An 18,602-nucleotide genomic window follows, 5' to 3' on the forward strand; every position below is an offset into this window, starting at 1 on the left:
ACCTCTATTTATGAGACAAAACTTTAGAGCCACTTGCGATTTCAGCGACATAGAAGTCTGGAGCGTAGCCGACAACCTCAACGTAGCGCTTGCCAACTGCTGTTTTAAAGTCTTCTACCTTATCTTTTTCAACGATGGCAATACCACAACCTCCAAAGCCTGCACCGGTCATACGAGCACCGAGGACACCTTCTTGCTGCCAAGCCGTATGCACCAAGGTATCAAGCTCAAGTCCTGTCACCTCATAATCATGCTCTAAAGACACATGTGAAGCATTCATCAAGCGACCAAACCGCTCGAGATTGCCAGCTTCTAAAGCCTTGCGTGCCTCAAGCGTGCGCTGATTTTCAGAGACAGCGTGACGGGCACGTTTGATACGGTTTTCCTCCTTAATCAAATAGCTGTACTCATCAAAAGTCTCAAGGTCCAAGTCACCTAAAGTCTTAATCGCAAGTTTGGTTTGCAACTCACCTAGAGCTGTTTCGCATTCACTTCGACGCTCATTGTACTTGGAGTCCGCCAGCTCACGGCGTTTATTGGTATTCATGATGACAATAATATTATCACCCAAATCAAGGGGAACAAGGTCATAGTCTAGGGTGTTGGTATCCAGATAGATGGCTTTATTATCAGCTCCCATACCGATGGCAAATTGATCCATAATACCAGAATTGACACCGATAAAGTCATTTTCCGTTTGCTTGCCAATCTTGACCAAATCAAGACGAGTCACCTCAAGGTCAAACAGCTCCTCAGCTATGATACCAATCAAAAGCTCCAAAGAAGCAGAGGACGACAAGCCTGAGCCGTTAGGGATATTGCCATAAATAAAGACATCCATACCACTGTCAATCTTATGCCCAGCTTCCTGCAAAAACTTCAAGACGCCTTTGGCGTAATTGGTCCAGCTATCTGCCTTATCAAAGGTCAAATGGTCTAGTGACACCTCAATGATACCAGCCTCCTCAAAGTTGGCTGAGTAAAAGCGTAGCGTTCTATCAGAACGCTTTTTAGCAGCGCCATAAGTCCCTAGGGTAATAGCTGCTGGAAAGACATGTCCGCCGTTATAGTCTGTGTGTTCGCCAATGAGATTGATACGCCCTGGCGAGAAAAAGAGAGCGTCGGCTTCTTCACCAAAAGTCGTATAAAAAGCGTGTTTTAACTCTTCTGTTTTCATTCTGGTCACCTCTACTTTCTAAAATGAAAGCCCTTTATTTGTTTCTTCACTTGTATTGTATACCTTCAGTTAGTAAAAGTCAATTTTATTTTAGTAAAACTTTAGTAAACTTTTCTTGCTTTCTCTATTATGAGCATGCTATAATAGTAGAGACTAAGTAGAAAAGAGAATATGATGGTAACCTTAAAAGATATTGCAATGCGTGTTGGTGTCTCACCTGCCACCGTCTCACGTGTTCTTAACCAAGACAAGACCTTATCTGTCAGTCAACAAACCAGGCAAAATATCCTACAAGCAACAAAGGAGCTTGGCTACACCAAGCACCGCAAGGTACAAAACGACTCCCCAGCTACACTTAAAATCGCTCTTGTACAGTGGTACAGCAAACAAGAAGAACTCAATGACCTTTACTACTATGCCATTCGTCTGGGTCTTGAGAAGCGAGCACAGGAGATGCAACACCAGCTGCTCCGCTACTTTCACAATGATTTTTCAGAGATTCCTGATGATATTGACGGTATTATCGCTATTGGCAAGTTCAGTCGTGAGCAGATTAGAGAGCTTGAAACTTTTACCAAGCAACTCGTCTTTATTGATAGTGATACCTTGTCTCTTGGCTATTCCTGTGTGACCTCTGACTTTGATAATGGTGTGCGTCAAGCTATTGATTGTCTGCTGACACACTCTAAGACCATTGGCATGATAGCTGGAAAAGAGATGACAACCGACCAAGAAGAGCTTGTCCCTGACCCTAGACTAGCTACCTTTGAGCGCTATACTAAGGAAAAAGGCTGCTACAATCCTGAAGCGATTTTCACTGGCGAATTTTCCAGCCAAGCAGGCTACACGCTGATGACACAAGCTATCACAAGTTTAGGCGACAAATTGCCAAAGGCGTTTTTTATCGCTAACGATACGCTGGCTGTCGGCAGCCTCAGAGCATTGCAAGAGCACAAGCTCTCTGTTCCAGATGATGTTGAGCTCATCTCCTTTAACGATACTAGTCTCACACAGCAGGTCTTTCCAACGCTCTCAAGCGTGCGGGTTCACACGGAAAAAATGGGCGCTTGTGCCCTTGATATCCTATGCAAACAAATCCACGAAAACGATGACATCTCTAGCATGACAAGACTTTCCACGAGACTAATCAAACGTGGCAGCACACTTTGAAAAAAGATATCGCTTTTTTGTTTACTTTCCTTGCAAAAGGGATTATAATAGTAGTGTTTTGTTTATCATAAATTTCTCATTCATTTAGGAGGTATTCATGGTTCGTCGTTATGCGCCAGGAATCGGCGTTTGCCTTTTAATCTCAGTCGTTGCTTGGATTTTGGGAAATTATTTCCCAGTTATCGGTGCCCCTGTTTTTGGTTTATTGATGGGGATTGCCATTGGTATGGGCTACACTAACCGAGACAAAACGGCTGAAGGAATTGCCTTTACGTCTAAATATCTACTGCAAACAGCAGTTGTCTTTTTAGGGTTTGGGCTAAACATGACACAGGTTTTGCGTGTAGGAGCGCAATCTCTACCTATCATCATCGTGACCATCAGCGTTGCTTTGATTGTGGCTTATCTCTTAGCCAAAGCTTTTAAACTGCCATCTGATAGTGCGACTCTTATTGGAGTGGGGTCTTCTATCTGTGGAGGCTCTGCCATTGCTGCGACGGCTCCTGTTATCGAAGCAAGTGATGATGATGTAGCGACTTCGATTTCGGTTATTTTCTTTTTCAACCTTATCGCAGCGCTGGTCTTTCCTAGCCTTGGTGAGTGGCTAGGGCTTAGCAATCACGGTTTTGCCATTTTCTCAGGAACAGCGGTTAATGACACCTCATCTGTAACGGCAACTTCTGCTGCTTGGGACGTTATCCACAACAGTAACACCCTAGCCGAAGCCACTATCGTGAAACTGACACGAACACTGGCGATTATTCCTATCACCCTTGCCCTATCGACTTATCGCTACTACAAAATCAACAAAGGACAAGGTGGCAGCCAAACCTTTAAACTCTCTAAGGTCTTTCCAACCTTTATCATCTATTTCATCGTCGCTTCATTGATTACGACCTTGTTTAGTAGCATGAACTGGGATATGAGCATTTTCCACTATTTGCAATTGCTTTCTAAATTCTTCATCGTGATGGCAATGACAGCTATCGGGCTAAACACCCACATCGTCAAGCTCATCAAAACTGGTGGCTCTGCTATCGGACTTGGTGCTTGTTGCTGGGTTGCCGTCAGTGTAGCTAGTCTCATCATGCAGTACTTTATGGGGATTTGGTAAGAGACAATCATCCGAACGATTCGGATGATTTTTTTATAACTCACTCCACTAAAAACTTTCAGAAAAGCTTTATAAATCACTATAAATCACTTGACTTCTTTTGCGAAAGCGCTATACTAGTTTGGAGAATTAGAAGGAGGATGCTATTTGATGAAGCATTGGTGGCAAAAAGCGACAATTTACCAGATTTACCCTAAGAGTTTTAAGGACAGTAATGGCGATGGTATCGGTGATTTACGAGGGATTATCCAAAAGCTGGATTACCTAGAGGAGCTGGGTATTTCTGCTATTTGGCTATCACCCGTTTACCAGAGCCCTATGGATGACAATGGCTATGACATTTCCGATTATGAGAAGATTGCCGAGTGCTTTGGGGATATGAGTGATATGGATGAGCTGCTTCTAGAGGCAAAGCGCCGTGGTATTCGTATCATCATGGACTTGGTAGTCAACCACACCTCTGATGAGCATGCTTGGTTTGTCACAGCCAAGGAAAATCCAAACAGCCCTGAGCGTGATTTTTACATCTGGCGTGACCAGCCCAATGACCTCGAATCCCTCTTTGGTGGCTCTGCTTGGCAATACGATGAAAAGTCCCAGCAGTACTATCTCCACCTCTTTAGCAAGAAACAGCCTGACCTCAACTGGGAAAATCCTGACCTGCGCCAAAAGGTCTACGACATGATGAATTTTTGGATTGACAAGGGTATCGGTGGCTTTCGCATGGACGTTATTGACATGATCGGCAAAGTCCCAGATAAGGGTATCACGACAAATGGACCTAAGCTCCATGACTACCTGAAGGAAATGCACCAAGCAACCCTAAAAGACAAGGATTTATTGACCGTTGGGGAGACTTGGGGAGCGACACCTGCTATTGCCAAAGCCTACTCAAACCCAGACAACCACGAGCTTTCCATGGTCTTTCAGTTTGAGCATATCGGATTGCAGCACCTTGACAACCACCCCAAGTGGGACTTTACTAGCCTAGATGTGCCACGGCTCAAGGCTATCTTTAGCAAGTGGCAGATTGAGCTTGACCCTACCGAGGGCTGGAACTCTCTTTTTTGGAACAATCACGACCTGCCTCGTGTCCTCTCCATCTGGGGGAATGAGACAACCTATCGTGACAAATCCGGCAAAGCCTTTGCCATTCTATTGCACCTCTTGCGTGGGACACCTTACATCTATCAAGGCGAAGAAATCGGCATGCTCAACTATCCTTTCAAGGCTGACTTTTCTGAGATAGAGGACATCGAATCTCGCAACTTCATCGCTGAAGCCAAACAAGCTGGCAAGTCAGAAGAGTCTATCATCAAGAGCATTCGCAAAATTAGCCGTGACAATGCCAGAACGCCCATGCAGTGGGATGATAGCCCGCAAGCATGCTTTTCAACTGCTAAACCTTGGCTACCTGTCAATCCTAACTACCAGACCATCAACGTCGCTAAAGCCCTAGCTGACAAAAACAGTCTCTTCTACACCTACCAAGCCCTTATCAAGCTCCGCAAGGAGGAGGATTGGCTGGTGGACGCTGACTATGAACTGCTCGAGACGAGTAGCAAGGTCTTTGCCTACCTCAGAAAATCGGCTGATAAGACTTACCTCGTCCTTGTCAATCTCTCCGATGAGACGCAAAGCTTTACTAGCAACTACACGATAAAAGACACCATCATCACAAATACCCAGACCCCACAAACACTTGAAACACTCACCCTAGAACCTTGGGATGCCTTTTGTCTTGAGGTGGACTAAAAAATCAAAAACCACTCTTATGACACTGCATATTATCTAGATGTCTAAGAGTGGTTTTTCTTATGTGGTCCGTTCATACGCAAACATAATGGTGTATGTCTTGGTTTCATCAGGACGGATGATAATATCACCAAAATCCGCATGATTAGGCGTATCTGGCGGATATTGTGCTTCAAGAGCCACAGCTCCATAGGCTCTGGTAGATTTTCCCTTATCACGCATAGGATAGACACCTTCCTCTACACTTCCCATCGTGTAGACCACAAGAGCTGTGCGGTCAGAGTAGAGCTTGATTGTGTGACCACTCTCTTTGTCAGCTAGAGTCGCTACAGGAGTCGTAAGTGTCGGCTGAACGATAAAGGTATCGTCTAAACCGCCTGTTTGCTGGATAACTTGTCCAAGGTTTCGTACTTGTCGCAAATCATAGTCTGTATGCTCTACAGCACACAAGTCACCTGTTGGCACAAGGTCTTCTCGAGTTTTTAGATAATGGTGACTGGCTATACTAAGCTCATGCGTCAGCAAGTCTTGCCTAGAACCAAGATTAAAGTACACATGATTCGTTGGATTGAAAAGCGTAGGTGCTGTCACATCTTTTGCGGTATAAGCGATACTCAAGCGGTTATTGTCATCAAGCGAAAAGCATGCCTCCACCGTCATGTCCCCTGGAAAGCCATCAATAGATTCACGTGCCCGATAGGTCATAATGACCTCAACCTTATTCTCACTTTCTCTGGTCTCATAATCCCAGATGTGCTTGTGAAATCCCTCAAAACCACCGTGCAAGCAGTTTCCCTGTTCGTTTTGCGGAAGCTGTCTTTTTTGACCATCCAAAGTGACCTGTCCTTTGTCAATCCGACCTGCTACACGACCGATAGACTGCCCAGCGCAAAGTGTATTTTTGAGATAGTCGCTTGGCTTGTCAAAACCGATGAGGAGATTTTGCTTGTCGCCATTCTCACTTGGCACGTAAAAGGCTTGCCAAGTCGCTCCTAAAGTCAGAAAATCGGCTTCAATACCATTGTTATTGGTCAATTTTATCTGTGTAATAGCTTTTTCTTCTATCATTTCAACAACCTGAGTCTCTATTGTCATATCGTCTCCTTACTAAAACCAAAAGGTTACCTCTAAGTCATAATGTTCTTGTCCTAGCTGATAGCGCTCTAGCAATTCTGGGCCACAGCTATGAGAGCCAATGCCAGCCTGCGCAACATCCAGATAAAGATAAGTCGCTTGACTGTCTCTCAAAAGGTCCATATGGCTACATCTCGTCAATTCCTCTAGACTATAGGGACTAGCATTAAAAGATATCGCCCGCTGTGTCACAACACTTAAAGCCAAGTCCCGACTCTTCAATCGTGCAGCATAAACCTGACAACGATTGCCAGACTCCTGAGGATAAATGTAGGCTTCTCTCATCTCAGAGACTCTTGTCTCAAAACGCCCAAAGTAACTCGCCTGACGCTTATCGCTATAATTTTCTTTAGGACCATTGCCCATGTAAGAAAGCCGTGTCAGCTCTTTTGGAAGGACTAGCTGCAAGCCTAGTCTTGGTAGACTAGGAAAGACCTTGTCTTTGATAAAATGCGCACTCAAGCTTATAGCACCATTAGAGCGAAAAGTCCACGTGAGTTGTGCTCTCAATACAGGCTGCACTCCAGCGGCTGCTAGACTGATAGAGGTCTCAAGAACTATGCTATCTAACGTTTTCAAAAGACTGGTCTCGTAGGCACGTGAGCGTACTCGGTCGTAACCTGCAGCCTTCCAAAGTGACAGGAGCTTACTATCATTGTCGGTTGGCGCACGCCAAATGACAAGCTGCATAGGCTCGTTCAAATAGGCTGTATCTCCAAGCTTAGCCTGTGAGAGAAAGCCAGTTCTCTTATCAAAAGTGACACTCATCTCACCACGCTTTAGCTCAATCCTTGCGGCGTACTCTATAGCCTGCCAAAATTGAGACTTGCTTTCTTTTTTGAAAGAAGATAAGTCAGGTGTCACTTCTCGTAGGCAGATACTTTTCACACCAGCCTCCTCACCACGCCAAATAAAGTGCACACGCAGGTCAACACGCCCATGATACTCTTGCCAATTGGTAAACGGAGAGAACAGTTTCAGCTCACTACGTGCTGGCATATCCACAATAGATTCATTGTGCTCCTTGACGACCTCGCCATTCACCACCAGCTGATAAAGCAAGCGAAGGTCACTTTTTGTTGCCGTGAAAAAGTAGGTATTTTTCAAAAGCAAAGTGCCATCTGCTAGCTTATCTATTTTAAAAGGACAGTGTACTTGCTTAAACAGCGCAAGACTGGTATGAGGGAGTCTATCTGGTGACACCAAGCCGTCCACGCAAAAATGCCCATCGTGTACCTCTTCACCTGAGTCGCCACCGTAGCGAAAGACCTGCTTTCCCTCTTTTTCAAGGACAAAGGCATGGTCGCACCACTCCCAGACAAAACCACCTAGAAAGTTAGGATAAGCTTGCATGAGCATATCATAGTCAAAAAGGTCACCGCAGCTATTGCCCATCGCATGGGAATACTCGCATAATAGAAAAGGCTTGTCACGCTTTTGCAAATAATGCAACTCAATATCCTCTAAACTCGCATACATGCGAGAATGAACATCAAGTAAACTGCCATCAGCTGTGCTGTCCGCATGAAATTCCCCTTCATAATGCCGCAAGCGACTAGCATCTAGCGCCTTCACCAAACGCAGCCCTTCCTCGAAATTAGTACCAAAACCTGACTCATTGCCAAGCGACCAAGAAAAGATAGAGGACATATTGACAAGCGGCACAATGCTACTCTCTAGTCTATCAAGGATAGGTGCTAAAAAACGGCTGTCATTAGCAAGCTGATTGTAATTATCATAACCACCAAGTCCATAGAGGCTGACGATACCGTGCATCTCAATATCTGCTTCACTCATGACATAAAAACCGAGTTCATCACAGAGCTGATAAAACTCTGGTGATTTGGGGTAGTGAGACGTTCTGATGGCATTGATGTGATGTTTTTTCATCATGAGCAGGTCCTTTTTCTGCTCCTCCAAGGTCATACAAGGTCCAGATAGAGGGTTGCTATCATGGTGGTTAACGCCGTAGAGTTTGATAGGTGCTTGATTGAGGTAAAAAACACCGTCTGTGATGGTCAGCTCACGAAAGCCTATGCGCTCGCACACCCATTCATCTCTAAAGCGTAAAAGTAGAGTATAGAGCTTTGGGCACTCAGCCGACCAGAGCGAGATAGAGGTGAGTTCAATCTGCGTGAGGTCATCTCCTTTTGCGACCAGCTCACCAGACGGAGCGTAGCAGAGATAAGGAACAGCTGACTCCCAATTGTCAAGTTCAAAGGAAAGAAGAGCGGTCTTTGCCTTGCTGTCTGTCGTTTGATGGAGTTGATATTGATAAAAGCTGCCTTTGTCACGCTTTAACAGATAAACATCTCGGAAAATCCCGCTGACACGAAACTTATCCTGTGCTTCTAAGTAAGTGCCATCACACCACTTTAAAACCAAGACACGAAGCATATTTTCTCCATCATAGAGGTAAGGTGTGATGTCAAACTCTGATAGGCTATGAGAAATCTGACTGTAGCCGACAAACTGGCTATTAACCCAAAGGTAAAAACAACTATCCACCCCCTCAAAAGTCAAATGATAGTCAAAACGAGTCCTATCCTCACTAGAAACCTTAAAGTTCCGTTGATAAAGCGCACAAGGATTGTCACAAGGAACGTAAGGCACATCAAAAGGAATAGCAAAGCGTTCATTGAGATAAGCAAGCTGGTCATAACCATTGTACTGCCAAACTGACGGCACCCAAATAGTCTCTGACAAACTAGCACTCAGCTGAGCGATATCCTTATCCATAATCTCTGCGAAAGAAGGAAAATAAGCAAACTGCCAGTTACCATTTAGACTAACAAAGCGATTGGACTCTTGCCGCAAGCACGCTCGCCTAGCGCTTTCTTGGTCAGAATAAGGAATATAATAATTACGTCTAGGAAGGGTATGGACATGAAACTGTGTCATATCCTCGTGAAAAACTCTGTCTAATAGCATAGCCACCTCCTATTTTGATGCGCCAAGCATTCCTGCAACAAAATATTTTTGCAAAAGAAAGAAGATGAGTAAGGTTGGCAAAGTCGCAAGAAGCACCGCTGTCATAATCAGCCCAAAATCAGGCGAATAGCTCGAGCTGAGATTAGAAATCAACAAAGGAACAGTCTGCTTTTCTGGAGTTTGTACGACAATCAAAGGCCAGAGATAGTTATTCCAGCTATTCATAAAGGTGATAATCCCTGCTGCAGCGTAGGTTGTCTTCATGGTCGGCATATAAATCCTAAAGAAACAGCCAATGTCAGATAGACCATCGATTTTCCCAGCTTCTAGGAGTTCACGAGGAAACATCTTAGTGTTTTGTCTGAAGTAGAAAACGAGAAAAGCTGTTGAGAGATAAGGCAGATAGATAGAGGCATAAGAGTCAATACCAATGACATCACTCACCTGTGACAACTGCCCAAACAGACGAAACAAAGGAATCATAATCGCCGCAAAGGGAATCATCATAGACAGCAAGAGCGTGTTAAAAATCATGTCCGTCCATTTATTCCGATAAATCTCAAAACCATAGCCAGCAGCAGAGCCGACAAGGAGCGCTAAGCTGGTTTGAATCAGAGTGATAATACTAGAGTTAGCAATAGCCTTTAGCATGTCTGTCCTCTCAAACAAATGGCTGAGATTTTCCAGAAAATGACTGCCAAAAAGCAAACGCCCATTGGTCACATCTATGCTGGTGTTGGTCGTGCTGACAAGCAGGAAATAAAAGGGAAAGGCAAACACAATTGACATCATGATGAGAAATAGATAGGAGAGAAGATGAGAGCGTTTCATTTTTTACCTCCAATTTTTGACTGAATGCCTGAAAAGAGAACAACCAACACAACGATGACATAAGAAATCGCTGCTGCATAACCAAAGTCTGGCGTGTACTTAAAGCTGATATTGTAGATGTATTGGGAGATAGTTATGGTCGCATTTCCAGGACCTCCGCCTGTGATATTCATCGGTTCTGCAAAGAGTTGAAGGGTACCAATCGTAGACGTCACAGAGGTAAAGAGAATCACAGGTTTTAAAAGAGGAACTGTAATGTGGAAAAATTTCTGACGGGCACTTGCTCCATCGACATCTGCTGCTTCGTAGATTTCAGGGTCAATATTTTGCAGAGCGGACAAGAAGAAAATCATATTGTAGCCTGTCCAGCGCCAAGTAATGGCAATAATAATCAACACTTTTGCCCAAAACGGATCTGATAACCACAAAATAGGCTCACCAATCACATGAAGACCCATCAACATCTTGTTAATAATTCCTTCGTTACTAAAAAGGTATTTAAAAACGATAGAATAAGCAACAAGCGAGGTCACGCTTGGGAGAAAGACAAGTGTTCTAAAGATACCTTTGAATTTCAGCGTTTTTTGGTTGAGAACAACAGAGAAAAAGATAGCAAGTAGCACCATGACAGGCACTTGAACAATCAGAAACAAAAGGGTATTGCCAAGAGAAGCTAAAAAGACAGGATCACTTAGCAGGCGCTTATAGTTATCAAAACCCACAAACTGCAACTGATTACCAGGTCCTGAGGTTAGCGACATGATAAAGGTCTGCACCATCGGGTAAAAATAGAAAATGCTAATCAAAAGGGTGGGAATTGTGATAAACCCCAGAGCTACTAATCGTTTTTTCAGACGTACCATATCGGTCTCCTCACTCATCTCATAAAGGATGAAAGCATCCGCCTCCACCCTTATCTTTATTTATTCACTTGTGTTTCTGCTTGCTTTTGCGCAGAAGCTAATACAGTATCCAAGTCCTTGCCTGAAATGTAATCTTGCAAGCTAGAAACAACGATATCTTCTAGTGCATAGGTGTCTTTGCCGTAGTTGACAGCTGGAATTTTTTCAGACCAAGTCGCAAAGTCTTGATAGATTTTTTGGTTGCCAAAGTATTCGACCTCGCCATCGTAAGCACCTGATTTGGCAACGGGTTTGTAAGTACCAAGTGCTCCTGCTTCTTTGAGAATTTTCTTGTAAAAGTCAACATTTGACCCAAAGGTTTTGGCTAGAAAATCAGCTGCTGCTTCCTTGCCATCAATATTAAGCACGTAAAGGGAAGCTCCACCAAGGTTTGAAGCGTTGACAGACTTGTCTAGGTCTTGGCGTGGCCAAGGAACAACTGCCCACTTGCCTGACTGGCTCGTCTCAGCTGTGATGGATGGTGTTATCCAGTTGCCTGAAGGTACTGTCGCAACAACACCTGTATTAAAGGCTTTTAGCATTTCGCTCCAGTTATTGTGGATATTAACAAGACCCGCATCACGTAAAGACTTGATTTGCTTGAAGGCTGCTTTTAGCGCTTCATTGTCTTTTAGATATGGGGTCTTGCCGTCAGACTTGGTGTACCAAGTACCGCTGGACTGCAACATCCCTCGAATGAGTGTTCCTGAGTTTAAATCAGAAGACAACAGCCTGGTACCTGTCTTATCCAAAATATCCTTACCAACCGTCTGCAATTGAGACCAAGTGATATTGGTGACATCCTCTAGGCTGTGACCTGCTTGCTCCAGCAAATCCTTACGAACATAAAGTCCTGTTGCCCCAGAATCAAACGGAATGGCATAATTGACCTTACCAACTGTGGTGGCTTTAATCTTGTAGCTGTCAAAATCACTGGCTTTAAAGAAATCCGTCAATGGAAAGAAACTATCAGGATAGGCTTCTAAAAAACTCTTGGCACGATAGTCCTCAATGAGAACGATATTTGGAAGCCCTTTAGTCACACCTGAACTCAGTGCGGTATTGAGCTTTTGGACAATATCATCTTGAGCGTTTTCTGTGATTTTGAGTTTTATTTTATTGGGATTCTCCTTTTCATAGACATCACGTGCCACTTCTAGAGCTTTGATGTTAAAGTTTGGATCCCAAGCCCAAGCTGTCAGCTCTGTTTTCCCTGAGGAACTTTTAGACTGACTTGAGCAAGCACCAAGAACAACTCCTAAAGCTAGCAAACTAGCTAGTAGACAAACAATCTTAATCCTACGCATAAACTCCTCCTTCGTTTTACCATCCTAACGATGTAGCCATTTTTTAGACTGCGACCAAGAGATAACTCCTGATAGTAATAGCATGGTGATGAGCGTTCCCTCACGCACAACAAGCGCTTGATGACCGAACAAGCTAATCGCAAGAGACCCTAGCACACAAAAGACATCAATGCTGTAGCGCAGCTGCACAAATCTAAAGCGCTTCCATTTATCTGCGACAAGCTGACAAAAATGTTCAATCGGAAACTCCAGTATGTGATAAGCCAATACTCGCCCTAAGCCGATTCCTGTGACCATTATCCCAAGAAGCAAACAAAGACATTGCTCCACATAGCTTGAGAGTACGATTGGAGATAAGACTTGATAGTAAAAGAAATCAATAACCTTACCTTGACAGATTAGAGCAAGAGCGATAACTAGGTAATGCTTAACACCTCGCTTGTCATCAAGAAACAGACAAAGAAGTAAGAAGATGAGGTTGAGCACCATAGTGACCATACCGACACTTACGTCTAAGCCCTCTGAAGCTGCTACACTGAGTGAGAGAAAACTGCCAACTCCCATATTGGCTTTGATACTTAGCGCATTGCCAAACGATGCTAAAAAGTAAAAGCACAGCGATAAAAAGGTCGATCTAATCATACACCTCCTCCCCAAGGTAGGCTTACTCTTATTATAGCATGAAAGCGTTTTATTTTTTCTTTTTATAATGTAAAGCCAGCGTAATTTTTCGCTACTTCAATAACACGATAAACATCCAGATTTTCTTGGAAATCTGCTTCATGATTGCGGATATAATCCAGCACATCACGCCAGTAAATCTGACCTTCTAGGTGCTGACCTGACGCCATGAGGTGTAGGGCATGTGCCAGTTTGACCACATAGTCACGGTGATAGGCTAGTTGTCGCCAGGCTTCTTTTTGAAGTCCTTTAGTCACAGCAATATTCTCCTCCAGCGTTTTGATAAAGCTAAAGGCAAGCTGACTGGAGATAGCATACTTAGCCGCTAGATCTGCGTCTTGTCTGTCACCAATAGCGTTGAAGTAGTCACAGGATGAGTAGTCAGACAGCTTTTCTAGATAAGTGATGACTGTCTGCCAGTTTTCGCCGTAAAGCGCCTCGAAATAAACAGCTTTCAAATCCTCATAAGTTTCTTTATTGTTCCACAGCATTTGTCCCATGACAAAGTTAGGGAAATTGTGTGGGAAACCTGCACGCAATTCTTGGCAGCTGATGTAGCCATTTAGACCTAGATGGTGCAGATAAGCGATGTCACGATAAATTACCTTGCTAATCTTCATATAGCCAAGATCACCATAGTGGGCACGCCCCAGCGGATAATCATAGACAAAGCTGTCTCCCTTGAAGGTCTTTTGCCAAGCAAAGAGATAAGAAAGATTTTCCTCCAGCGAGTTTGGCAAGACCATTTGATTGCGCACATAGTCTTTTGGAGCTGGAATGCCATGTTCATAGTCCACATCAGCATAGCTCATCTCAAAGGTACGTGTGATTGGCGCAAACATCATGGTATAACGGTCTGGATTCTTGATGGCTTCTTTTTGCGGTGCAAAGAGCAATTCATGATAGAGCAAGAAGCAAATCTTGGTATCAAGCCCTTCTGCTGTCAAGACCTCATCAAGCTGATTGAGAATGCGTACATACTGATCCGCTGGAATGTCCTTTTGACAATCTGGGCACTCACAGATATTGTTACGCGCGTCTGACAGCCAGACATGGAGATAGTCGACATCGGGACGATTCTTGGCATAGTCCACGATGAGCTGATACATCTTGTCTCCCACCTCTGGATTGGAGAAGCACAGGCTGGTCAAAATAGGTGCCGTATCATAAAGTTCTCGTTTACCATCAAGTTCAGCTGCAAAGGCTTTTTTCTCTTCCGGTAAGGTCAAGCCAGACTCCCAGCCATACTTAGACGAATATCCCAGTACCTCGCCGGTCCAGCCGTGTCCAACACGGTGGTGCACCAGCCCACGCTTGGTGAGTTCTGCGTCCAGTCGGTCGCTCATCTCTTGCGCTATTTCATTGCTAAAAGGCTCTTTCTCCGCATAAGGGTTGAATTCATGCTCGTACCAGCGCTTGAGGAAGGAATAAGGATTTTCAAACTGGACAAAGAAAGCATTCATCCTTATCTTTGGTAGCCAATCCAAAAAATCAGCAATGTTCTCATAAGAGTCAGCCCCCTCGATACAGACACCACGGTGCTTGTAGCTAGCCGTTTCTTCTATCGTGATACTAGCTTTTTGCCAGTCTGTTTCAGAGAGATTGGGCAGATACTCGTTTTTACGTCCTGGACGGGTAAAGACGACCCCAAACGCATTCAGGAGACGATAGACCCCAATCAAGAGAGCTACTTTACTGTTAGCAACGATATGCCCTTTCCCATTTTCAAGCCGAATGGCAATCGTATCGTTAGCCCTTGTTTCCTTTATATCGAGTACCAAGTCCGCTTCTTCTTTTGATTTAGCGACAATAGCCTCCGCACCGAACACGTGTTTGAGATAATAGCTCAGCTCACTAATGGCAAAATCCACCGTTTCGCTTTCAATACTTTCAAAAAGTTTCACTAACATGGCTATTCTCCTAACATTTCTTGTTCCAAATTCTTCTTATCAGCAACTTTAAAGAATGGATAGTAGATAGCAAAGGAAACCAAGACAAGAACCACCTGCAAGACAGCTCCTTGCCAACTACCACCAGTCGCTAAGAAACCACCGATAATAGGAGGTGTTGTCCAAGACAGTACCACACCAGTCGTTAGCGGCACAAGTCCTGTCGACATAGCCACATAAGTGATGATGGCATTGATACTTGGTGTAAGGACAAATGGAATCATCATGATAGGATTAAGCACTGTCGGGAAACTAAAGAGGATAGCCGTATTGATATTAAAGAAAGAAGGGATGATAGAGAGACGACCGAGTTGTTTGTAGGTTTGGCTCTTACTAAAGAGGATGAGACAGAGTGCTAAACCAATGGTCGCACCACCTCCACCGATAAAGACAAAGAGGTCTTTAAACGGAAGCGTGATAATGTTAGGAAGTACATGACCTGCTGCTGCTGCCGCTTGGTTTTCTTCAGTCATTTGGAGCCAGACTGGGTCAACAAAAGCATTGAGCACTTGTCCACCGTTGACACCACAGAACCAGAAAAGAGAGTTGACAAGAACGACAATAACCATACCAATGACATTACCTGCAATGAGACGAAGCGGTTGTCCAATGATAAGCCCAAGAACAGCATTGAGACCACCTTTGACCCCTGCTGCGTCAAGACCTTTCAATACACATGCCCAAAAGATAAGCGCTGTAAGAGCAGGAAGCAAAGCTGAGAAGGACTTACTCACCACATCCGGCACATTCTTAGGCATCTTGATAACGATACCTTTTTGGATAAAAATACGGTAAATTTCAGCTGTAATCAAACCAATAGCAATCGCCATAAAGAGCGTGCTTGAGTTGAGACTGGAAAATGGAATAGCTCCGCCAAAGAGTTGTGTCACAGCCTTCCCTTTTGCGTCAAATGTCTCAGCTGAAAAACGTGGCGCCATCAAGATGAAAGATGACAAGGCTAAGACACCTGCTGAAGGACCATCCGTTCCATAAGATTCTGACAATCTATAAGCTATCCCAAAACAAGCCACCAATGAAATGATAGCCATAGTGGATTGGTTCATAGTCGACAAGATGTCATAGACACCAATATTTTGCAAGAAACCTTGCACTGAAAAAGGAAGCGACTCATCTGGCCAGCTAATAAGCAGCAAGAAGATAGAACCAATAAGCACCAATGGCATTGCCATCATAAAGCCATCACGGATAGCTTTCATGTGTCTCTGGTTACCAATCTTAGTCCCAAAGGGAGCTAATTTGTTTTCAAGGAAATTCATGAATCCGTTCATGTCTTTGCCCTCCGTTTTATTTTTTCTAAATAAATTATATAACGAAAACACTTTCCTGTCAATATATTTTATTTATTTTTATAAAATATTATAAATTGACTTTTAGGCAAAAAATAAGCTATAATAAAAGGTAAAGATTTCGTGTAAAAAAGGAGTTCTATCATGGCAAAACGTTCAGATAGCAATAAAACCAATCAAGCAAAGGTGCTCGAATACCTCTATCGAAAGCAACAAAGTTCTCGTATTGACCTGGCACGTGACACGCAGCTGACACCTGCTGCTATCACACATCTCACCAGTCATTTTATTGAAGAAAATAAAATTATAGAGACAGGCGACCAATTTCGTATCAAAAAAGGCTCTGGTCGTAGCCGAAAAGTGCTTACCCTAAACAGTGACTACTGCTACTTTTTAGGCATTGAAATCAACAGCAACGGTATCAGTAGCGTGCTTACAAATGTAACTGGAAAACAAATAGACCAAAACCACATTGCCCACAGAGATTATCACAAGGACGACATCAACGCTACCTTGATTGCACTCATCAAGCAAATGCTAGATAAACACAGTGATAAGTATATCCATAGTATTGGTCTTGCAATTCCTGGGCATTTCGACCAAGAAACGGGTACTATTGTGTCTAATAACCACATTTGGCAGCACTTTAATTTATCCCAAATAAAAAAAGAGGTATCACTTCCCATTGTGATTGATAACAATATTGAATGTATGGCGCTTGGTGAATACCTCTTCAACCCTCTCAATACACCTGATAATTATCTTTTCATGCACATCGGACCTGGGCTTTTTTGCTCATTCTTTGATGCTAGTCGCATTACAAGTAAAAGCAATTTCTACATCGGTGAAATTGGGCACACGGTCGTTGATATCAATGGTCCACAGTGTGAGTGTGGCAAGCGAGGGTGCTTGCAGACCTATATCTCAACCACTTGGCTTATCCAATACGCAGAGCTTCTCTATCAGTCTAATCCTAGCTCAGCCATTAAAAACCTCATTGACAAACCTGAGGATATAACTCTAGAGACGATCATCACTGCTTATCAGTTGGGAGATAGCTTTCTAGTAGACAAGATTGACACAGGACTAAAACTTCTTGCGACTTCTATTGCAAACACGCTTATCCTCTACGACGCCAATAAAGTGTACATCAATAGCGATTTGCTCAATCATCTCGATTTCAAAGAAAAACTGCTCGAGCAAATTCGTGAGCAACTGAATTTTATTCCAAATAAAACCGATTTAGAAATCGAAATTCTGCCTTTCGATGATTATCGTGGTGCACGTGGCGCTTGCGCACTGAGCGCCTATGTCAACTACATTAAACAAGGACTTGAAGACTAAAAAAGCTGAGAATAATCTCAGCTTTTTAGTCTTTACACAGCGTTTCCTTCTAAAACAACTGATTGACACCATAGTCGTCCGCATGACTAATAGCGTCACGCACAAAGTCTTTAGACTGACGCACAGATTCTTTGACAGGCTCGCCTTTAGCGATTTTGCTAGCGATACTTGAGGCAAAGGTGCAGCCAGCACCGATGTTATTGCCACCAAGGATGGGAGCACGTAAAAAGGTAAAGTCTTCGCCGTCATAAAAGAGGTCAATGGCTTCCTTGTCGTCAAAACGGCTACCACCTTTGATGACCACGTAACGCGCGCCAAGCTCGTGTAGTTTCTTGGCTGCTGCTTTCATGTCATCAAGAGTCTTAATCTCCATTTGGGCTAATAGCTGCGCTTCTACCAGATTTGGCGTGATAATCGTCACATATGGGAAAAACTTGACCAATTCATCCCGTAGTGAGCTGACCTCAAGGTCATGCTTTTCCTTACATACGAGGACAGGGTCTAGCACGACAGGTGTATCCTTATGGTTTTGGACAAAGTGGAGCGCCTGCTCTGCCACCTCAACATTTGGCAAAAGCCCCAGCTTAATGGCTGCAAAGTCAACATCCACCAAGCTATCCAGTTGCTGCTTGACCACCGTCGCATCAATGGGAATGACCTCAAAGCCATTAGACGTCAGAGCTGTCAGACAGGACACCGCCAAGAAACCATGCAATTTGTTGGCTGCAAAGGTCGTCAAGTCAGCGTGCAAACCACCACCGCTGAAAATATCATTTCCTGAAATCGCTAAGATATGAGAACTCATCAAAAACCTCCGTCGGTAACTTTTTTCTATAGATTATACCACGCTAACTTCACCGCTCTCAAGCCTGTAAAAAGCTATCTGTACGGGGACAGATAAAATAAGAAAAAGCTCTAGAAAATGATCTGACCCCAAAAAGTTGGACACAATATTTTAATTGAAGGATTGCGTTCTGTATTGCACAGGACTCAGTCCTTT

14 protein-coding genes are annotated in these 18,602 nt (G+C 43.7%); 4 read left to right on the forward strand and 10 right to left on the reverse strand.

Translation table 11 applies throughout. The features are described from left to right. Positions 1–4: 4 nt before the first annotated feature. Positions 5–1,177: a galactokinase gene (locus tag AALA56_RS05585; protein WP_369909131.1), complete on the reverse strand. Its 1,173-nt coding sequence runs from the start codon at positions 1,175–1,177 to the stop codon at positions 5–7. Positions 1,178–1,351: 174 nt separating this feature from the next. Between AALA56_RS05585 and AALA56_RS05590 the strand changes: the two genes are divergently transcribed. The 3 genes from AALA56_RS05590 to AALA56_RS05600 all read left to right on the forward strand — a co-directional run bounded on the left by AALA56_RS05590 (position 1,352) and on the right by AALA56_RS05600 (position 5,216). Beyond that, the gene (locus AALA56_RS05590) at positions 1,352–2,347 is read left to right on the forward strand and encodes a LacI family DNA-binding transcriptional regulator (RefSeq protein WP_369909132.1); all 996 of its coding nucleotides are present in this window, start codon (positions 1,352–1,354) and stop codon (positions 2,345–2,347) included. 97 nt (positions 2,348–2,444) lie between these two features. Further along, the gene (locus AALA56_RS05595; protein ID WP_369909133.1) at positions 2,445–3,461 is read left to right on the forward strand and encodes a YeiH family protein; all 1,017 of its coding nucleotides are present in this window, start codon (positions 2,445–2,447) and stop codon (positions 3,459–3,461) included. A gap of 147 nt (positions 3,462–3,608) precedes the next feature. After that, on the forward strand, positions 3,609–5,216 hold the full coding sequence (locus tag AALA56_RS05600) for a glycoside hydrolase family 13 protein (protein WP_369909134.1): 1,608 nt from the start codon (positions 3,609–3,611) through the stop codon (positions 5,214–5,216). Positions 5,217–5,276: 60 nt separating this feature from the next. Here AALA56_RS05600 and AALA56_RS05605 read toward each other — a convergent pair whose 3' ends face one another. The 8 genes from AALA56_RS05605 to AALA56_RS05640 all read right to left on the reverse strand — a co-directional run bounded on the left by AALA56_RS05605 (position 5,277) and on the right by AALA56_RS05640 (position 16,240). Beyond that, entirely contained in the window at positions 5,277–6,311 is a 1,035-nt protein-coding gene (locus tag AALA56_RS05605) for an aldose epimerase family protein (protein ID WP_369909135.1), read from the reverse strand. Positions 6,312–6,323: 12 nt separating this feature from the next. Continuing rightward, positions 6,324–9,281, reverse strand: coding sequence for a glycoside hydrolase family 2 TIM barrel-domain containing protein (locus AALA56_RS05610; protein WP_369909136.1), 2,958 nt, complete (start codon positions 9,279–9,281; stop codon positions 6,324–6,326). A 9-nt stretch (positions 9,282–9,290) separates the two neighbouring features. Next, complete coding sequence (locus tag AALA56_RS05615) at positions 9,291–10,112, reverse strand: carbohydrate ABC transporter permease (protein WP_369909137.1); 822 nt, start codon at positions 10,110–10,112, stop codon at positions 9,291–9,293. Next, positions 10,109–10,975, reverse strand: a complete 867-nt coding sequence (locus tag AALA56_RS05620) for a carbohydrate ABC transporter permease (RefSeq protein WP_369909138.1) — start codon at positions 10,973–10,975, stop codon at positions 10,109–10,111. The genes AALA56_RS05615 and AALA56_RS05620 overlap by 4 nt, the downstream gene beginning before the upstream one ends. A gap of 56 nt (positions 10,976–11,031) precedes the next feature. Beyond that, complete coding sequence (locus AALA56_RS05625) at positions 11,032–12,321, reverse strand: ABC transporter substrate-binding protein (RefSeq protein WP_369909139.1); 1,290 nt, start codon at positions 12,319–12,321, stop codon at positions 11,032–11,034. Between the two features lie 24 nt (positions 12,322–12,345). Then, on the reverse strand, positions 12,346–12,963 hold the full coding sequence (locus tag AALA56_RS05630) for a hypothetical protein (RefSeq protein ID WP_369909140.1): 618 nt from the start codon (positions 12,961–12,963) through the stop codon (positions 12,346–12,348). Positions 12,964–13,025: 62 nt separating this feature from the next. Beyond that, positions 13,026–14,912 (reverse strand): DUF4838 domain-containing protein, encoded by a 1,887-nt coding sequence (locus AALA56_RS05635; RefSeq protein WP_369909141.1) that lies wholly within the window; start codon positions 14,910–14,912, stop codon positions 13,026–13,028. A gap of 2 nt (positions 14,913–14,914) precedes the next feature. After that, positions 14,915–16,240: a PTS sugar transporter subunit IIC gene (locus tag AALA56_RS05640; RefSeq protein WP_369909142.1), complete on the reverse strand. Its 1,326-nt coding sequence runs from the start codon at positions 16,238–16,240 to the stop codon at positions 14,915–14,917. Between the two features lie 162 nt (positions 16,241–16,402). Here AALA56_RS05640 and AALA56_RS05645 point away from each other — a divergent pair, with 162 nt between their 5' ends. Then, complete coding sequence (locus tag AALA56_RS05645; protein WP_369909143.1) at positions 16,403–17,602, forward strand: ROK family protein; 1,200 nt, start codon at positions 16,403–16,405, stop codon at positions 17,600–17,602. 49 nt (positions 17,603–17,651) lie between these two features. Here the strand turns inward: AALA56_RS05645 and AALA56_RS05650 are convergent, their stop codons facing one another. Beyond that, complete coding sequence (locus AALA56_RS05650; protein ID WP_369909144.1) at positions 17,652–18,410, reverse strand: bifunctional hydroxymethylpyrimidine kinase/phosphomethylpyrimidine kinase; 759 nt, start codon at positions 18,408–18,410, stop codon at positions 17,652–17,654. Positions 18,411–18,602 lie beyond the last annotated feature (192 nt).

It is taken from the genome of Streptococcus hyointestinalis, from assembly GCF_041225505.1.
In the GTDB taxonomy this organism is placed as follows: Bacteria; Bacillota; Bacilli; order Lactobacillales; family Streptococcaceae; genus Streptococcus; species Streptococcus hyointestinalis_B.

Excerpts from the sequence above, each read along its gene's own strand:
- AALA56_RS05585 (WP_369909131.1), bottom strand. The coding sequence starts at position 1,177 with ATGAAAACAGAAGAGTTAAAACACGCTTTTTATACGACTTTTGGTGAA.
- AALA56_RS05590 (WP_369909132.1), top strand. The coding sequence starts at position 1,352 with ATGGTAACCTTAAAAGATATTGCAATGCGTGTTGGTGTCTCACCTGCC.
- AALA56_RS05595 (WP_369909133.1), top strand. The coding sequence starts at position 2,445 with ATGGTTCGTCGTTATGCGCCAGGAATCGGCGTTTGCCTTTTAATCTCA.
- AALA56_RS05605 (WP_369909135.1), bottom strand. The coding sequence starts at position 6,311 with ATGACAATAGAGACTCAGGTTGTTGAAATGATAGAAGAAAAAGCTATT.
- AALA56_RS05610 (WP_369909136.1), bottom strand. The coding sequence starts at position 9,281 with ATGCTATTAGACAGAGTTTTTCACGAGGATATGACACAGTTTCATGTC.
- AALA56_RS05615 (WP_369909137.1), bottom strand. The coding sequence starts at position 10,112 with ATGAAACGCTCTCATCTTCTCTCCTATCTATTTCTCATCATGATGTCA.
- AALA56_RS05620 (WP_369909138.1), bottom strand. The coding sequence starts at position 10,975 with ATGGTACGTCTGAAAAAACGATTAGTAGCTCTGGGGTTTATCACAATT.
- AALA56_RS05625 (WP_369909139.1), bottom strand. The coding sequence starts at position 12,321 with ATGCGTAGGATTAAGATTGTTTGTCTACTAGCTAGTTTGCTAGCTTTA.
- AALA56_RS05630 (WP_369909140.1), bottom strand. The coding sequence starts at position 12,963 with ATGATTAGATCGACCTTTTTATCGCTGTGCTTTTACTTTTTAGCATCG.
- AALA56_RS05635 (WP_369909141.1), bottom strand. The coding sequence starts at position 14,912 with ATGTTAGTGAAACTTTTTGAAAGTATTGAAAGCGAAACGGTGGATTTT.
- AALA56_RS05640 (WP_369909142.1), bottom strand. The coding sequence starts at position 16,240 with ATGAACGGATTCATGAATTTCCTTGAAAACAAATTAGCTCCCTTTGGG.
- AALA56_RS05645 (WP_369909143.1), top strand. The coding sequence starts at position 16,403 with ATGGCAAAACGTTCAGATAGCAATAAAACCAATCAAGCAAAGGTGCTC.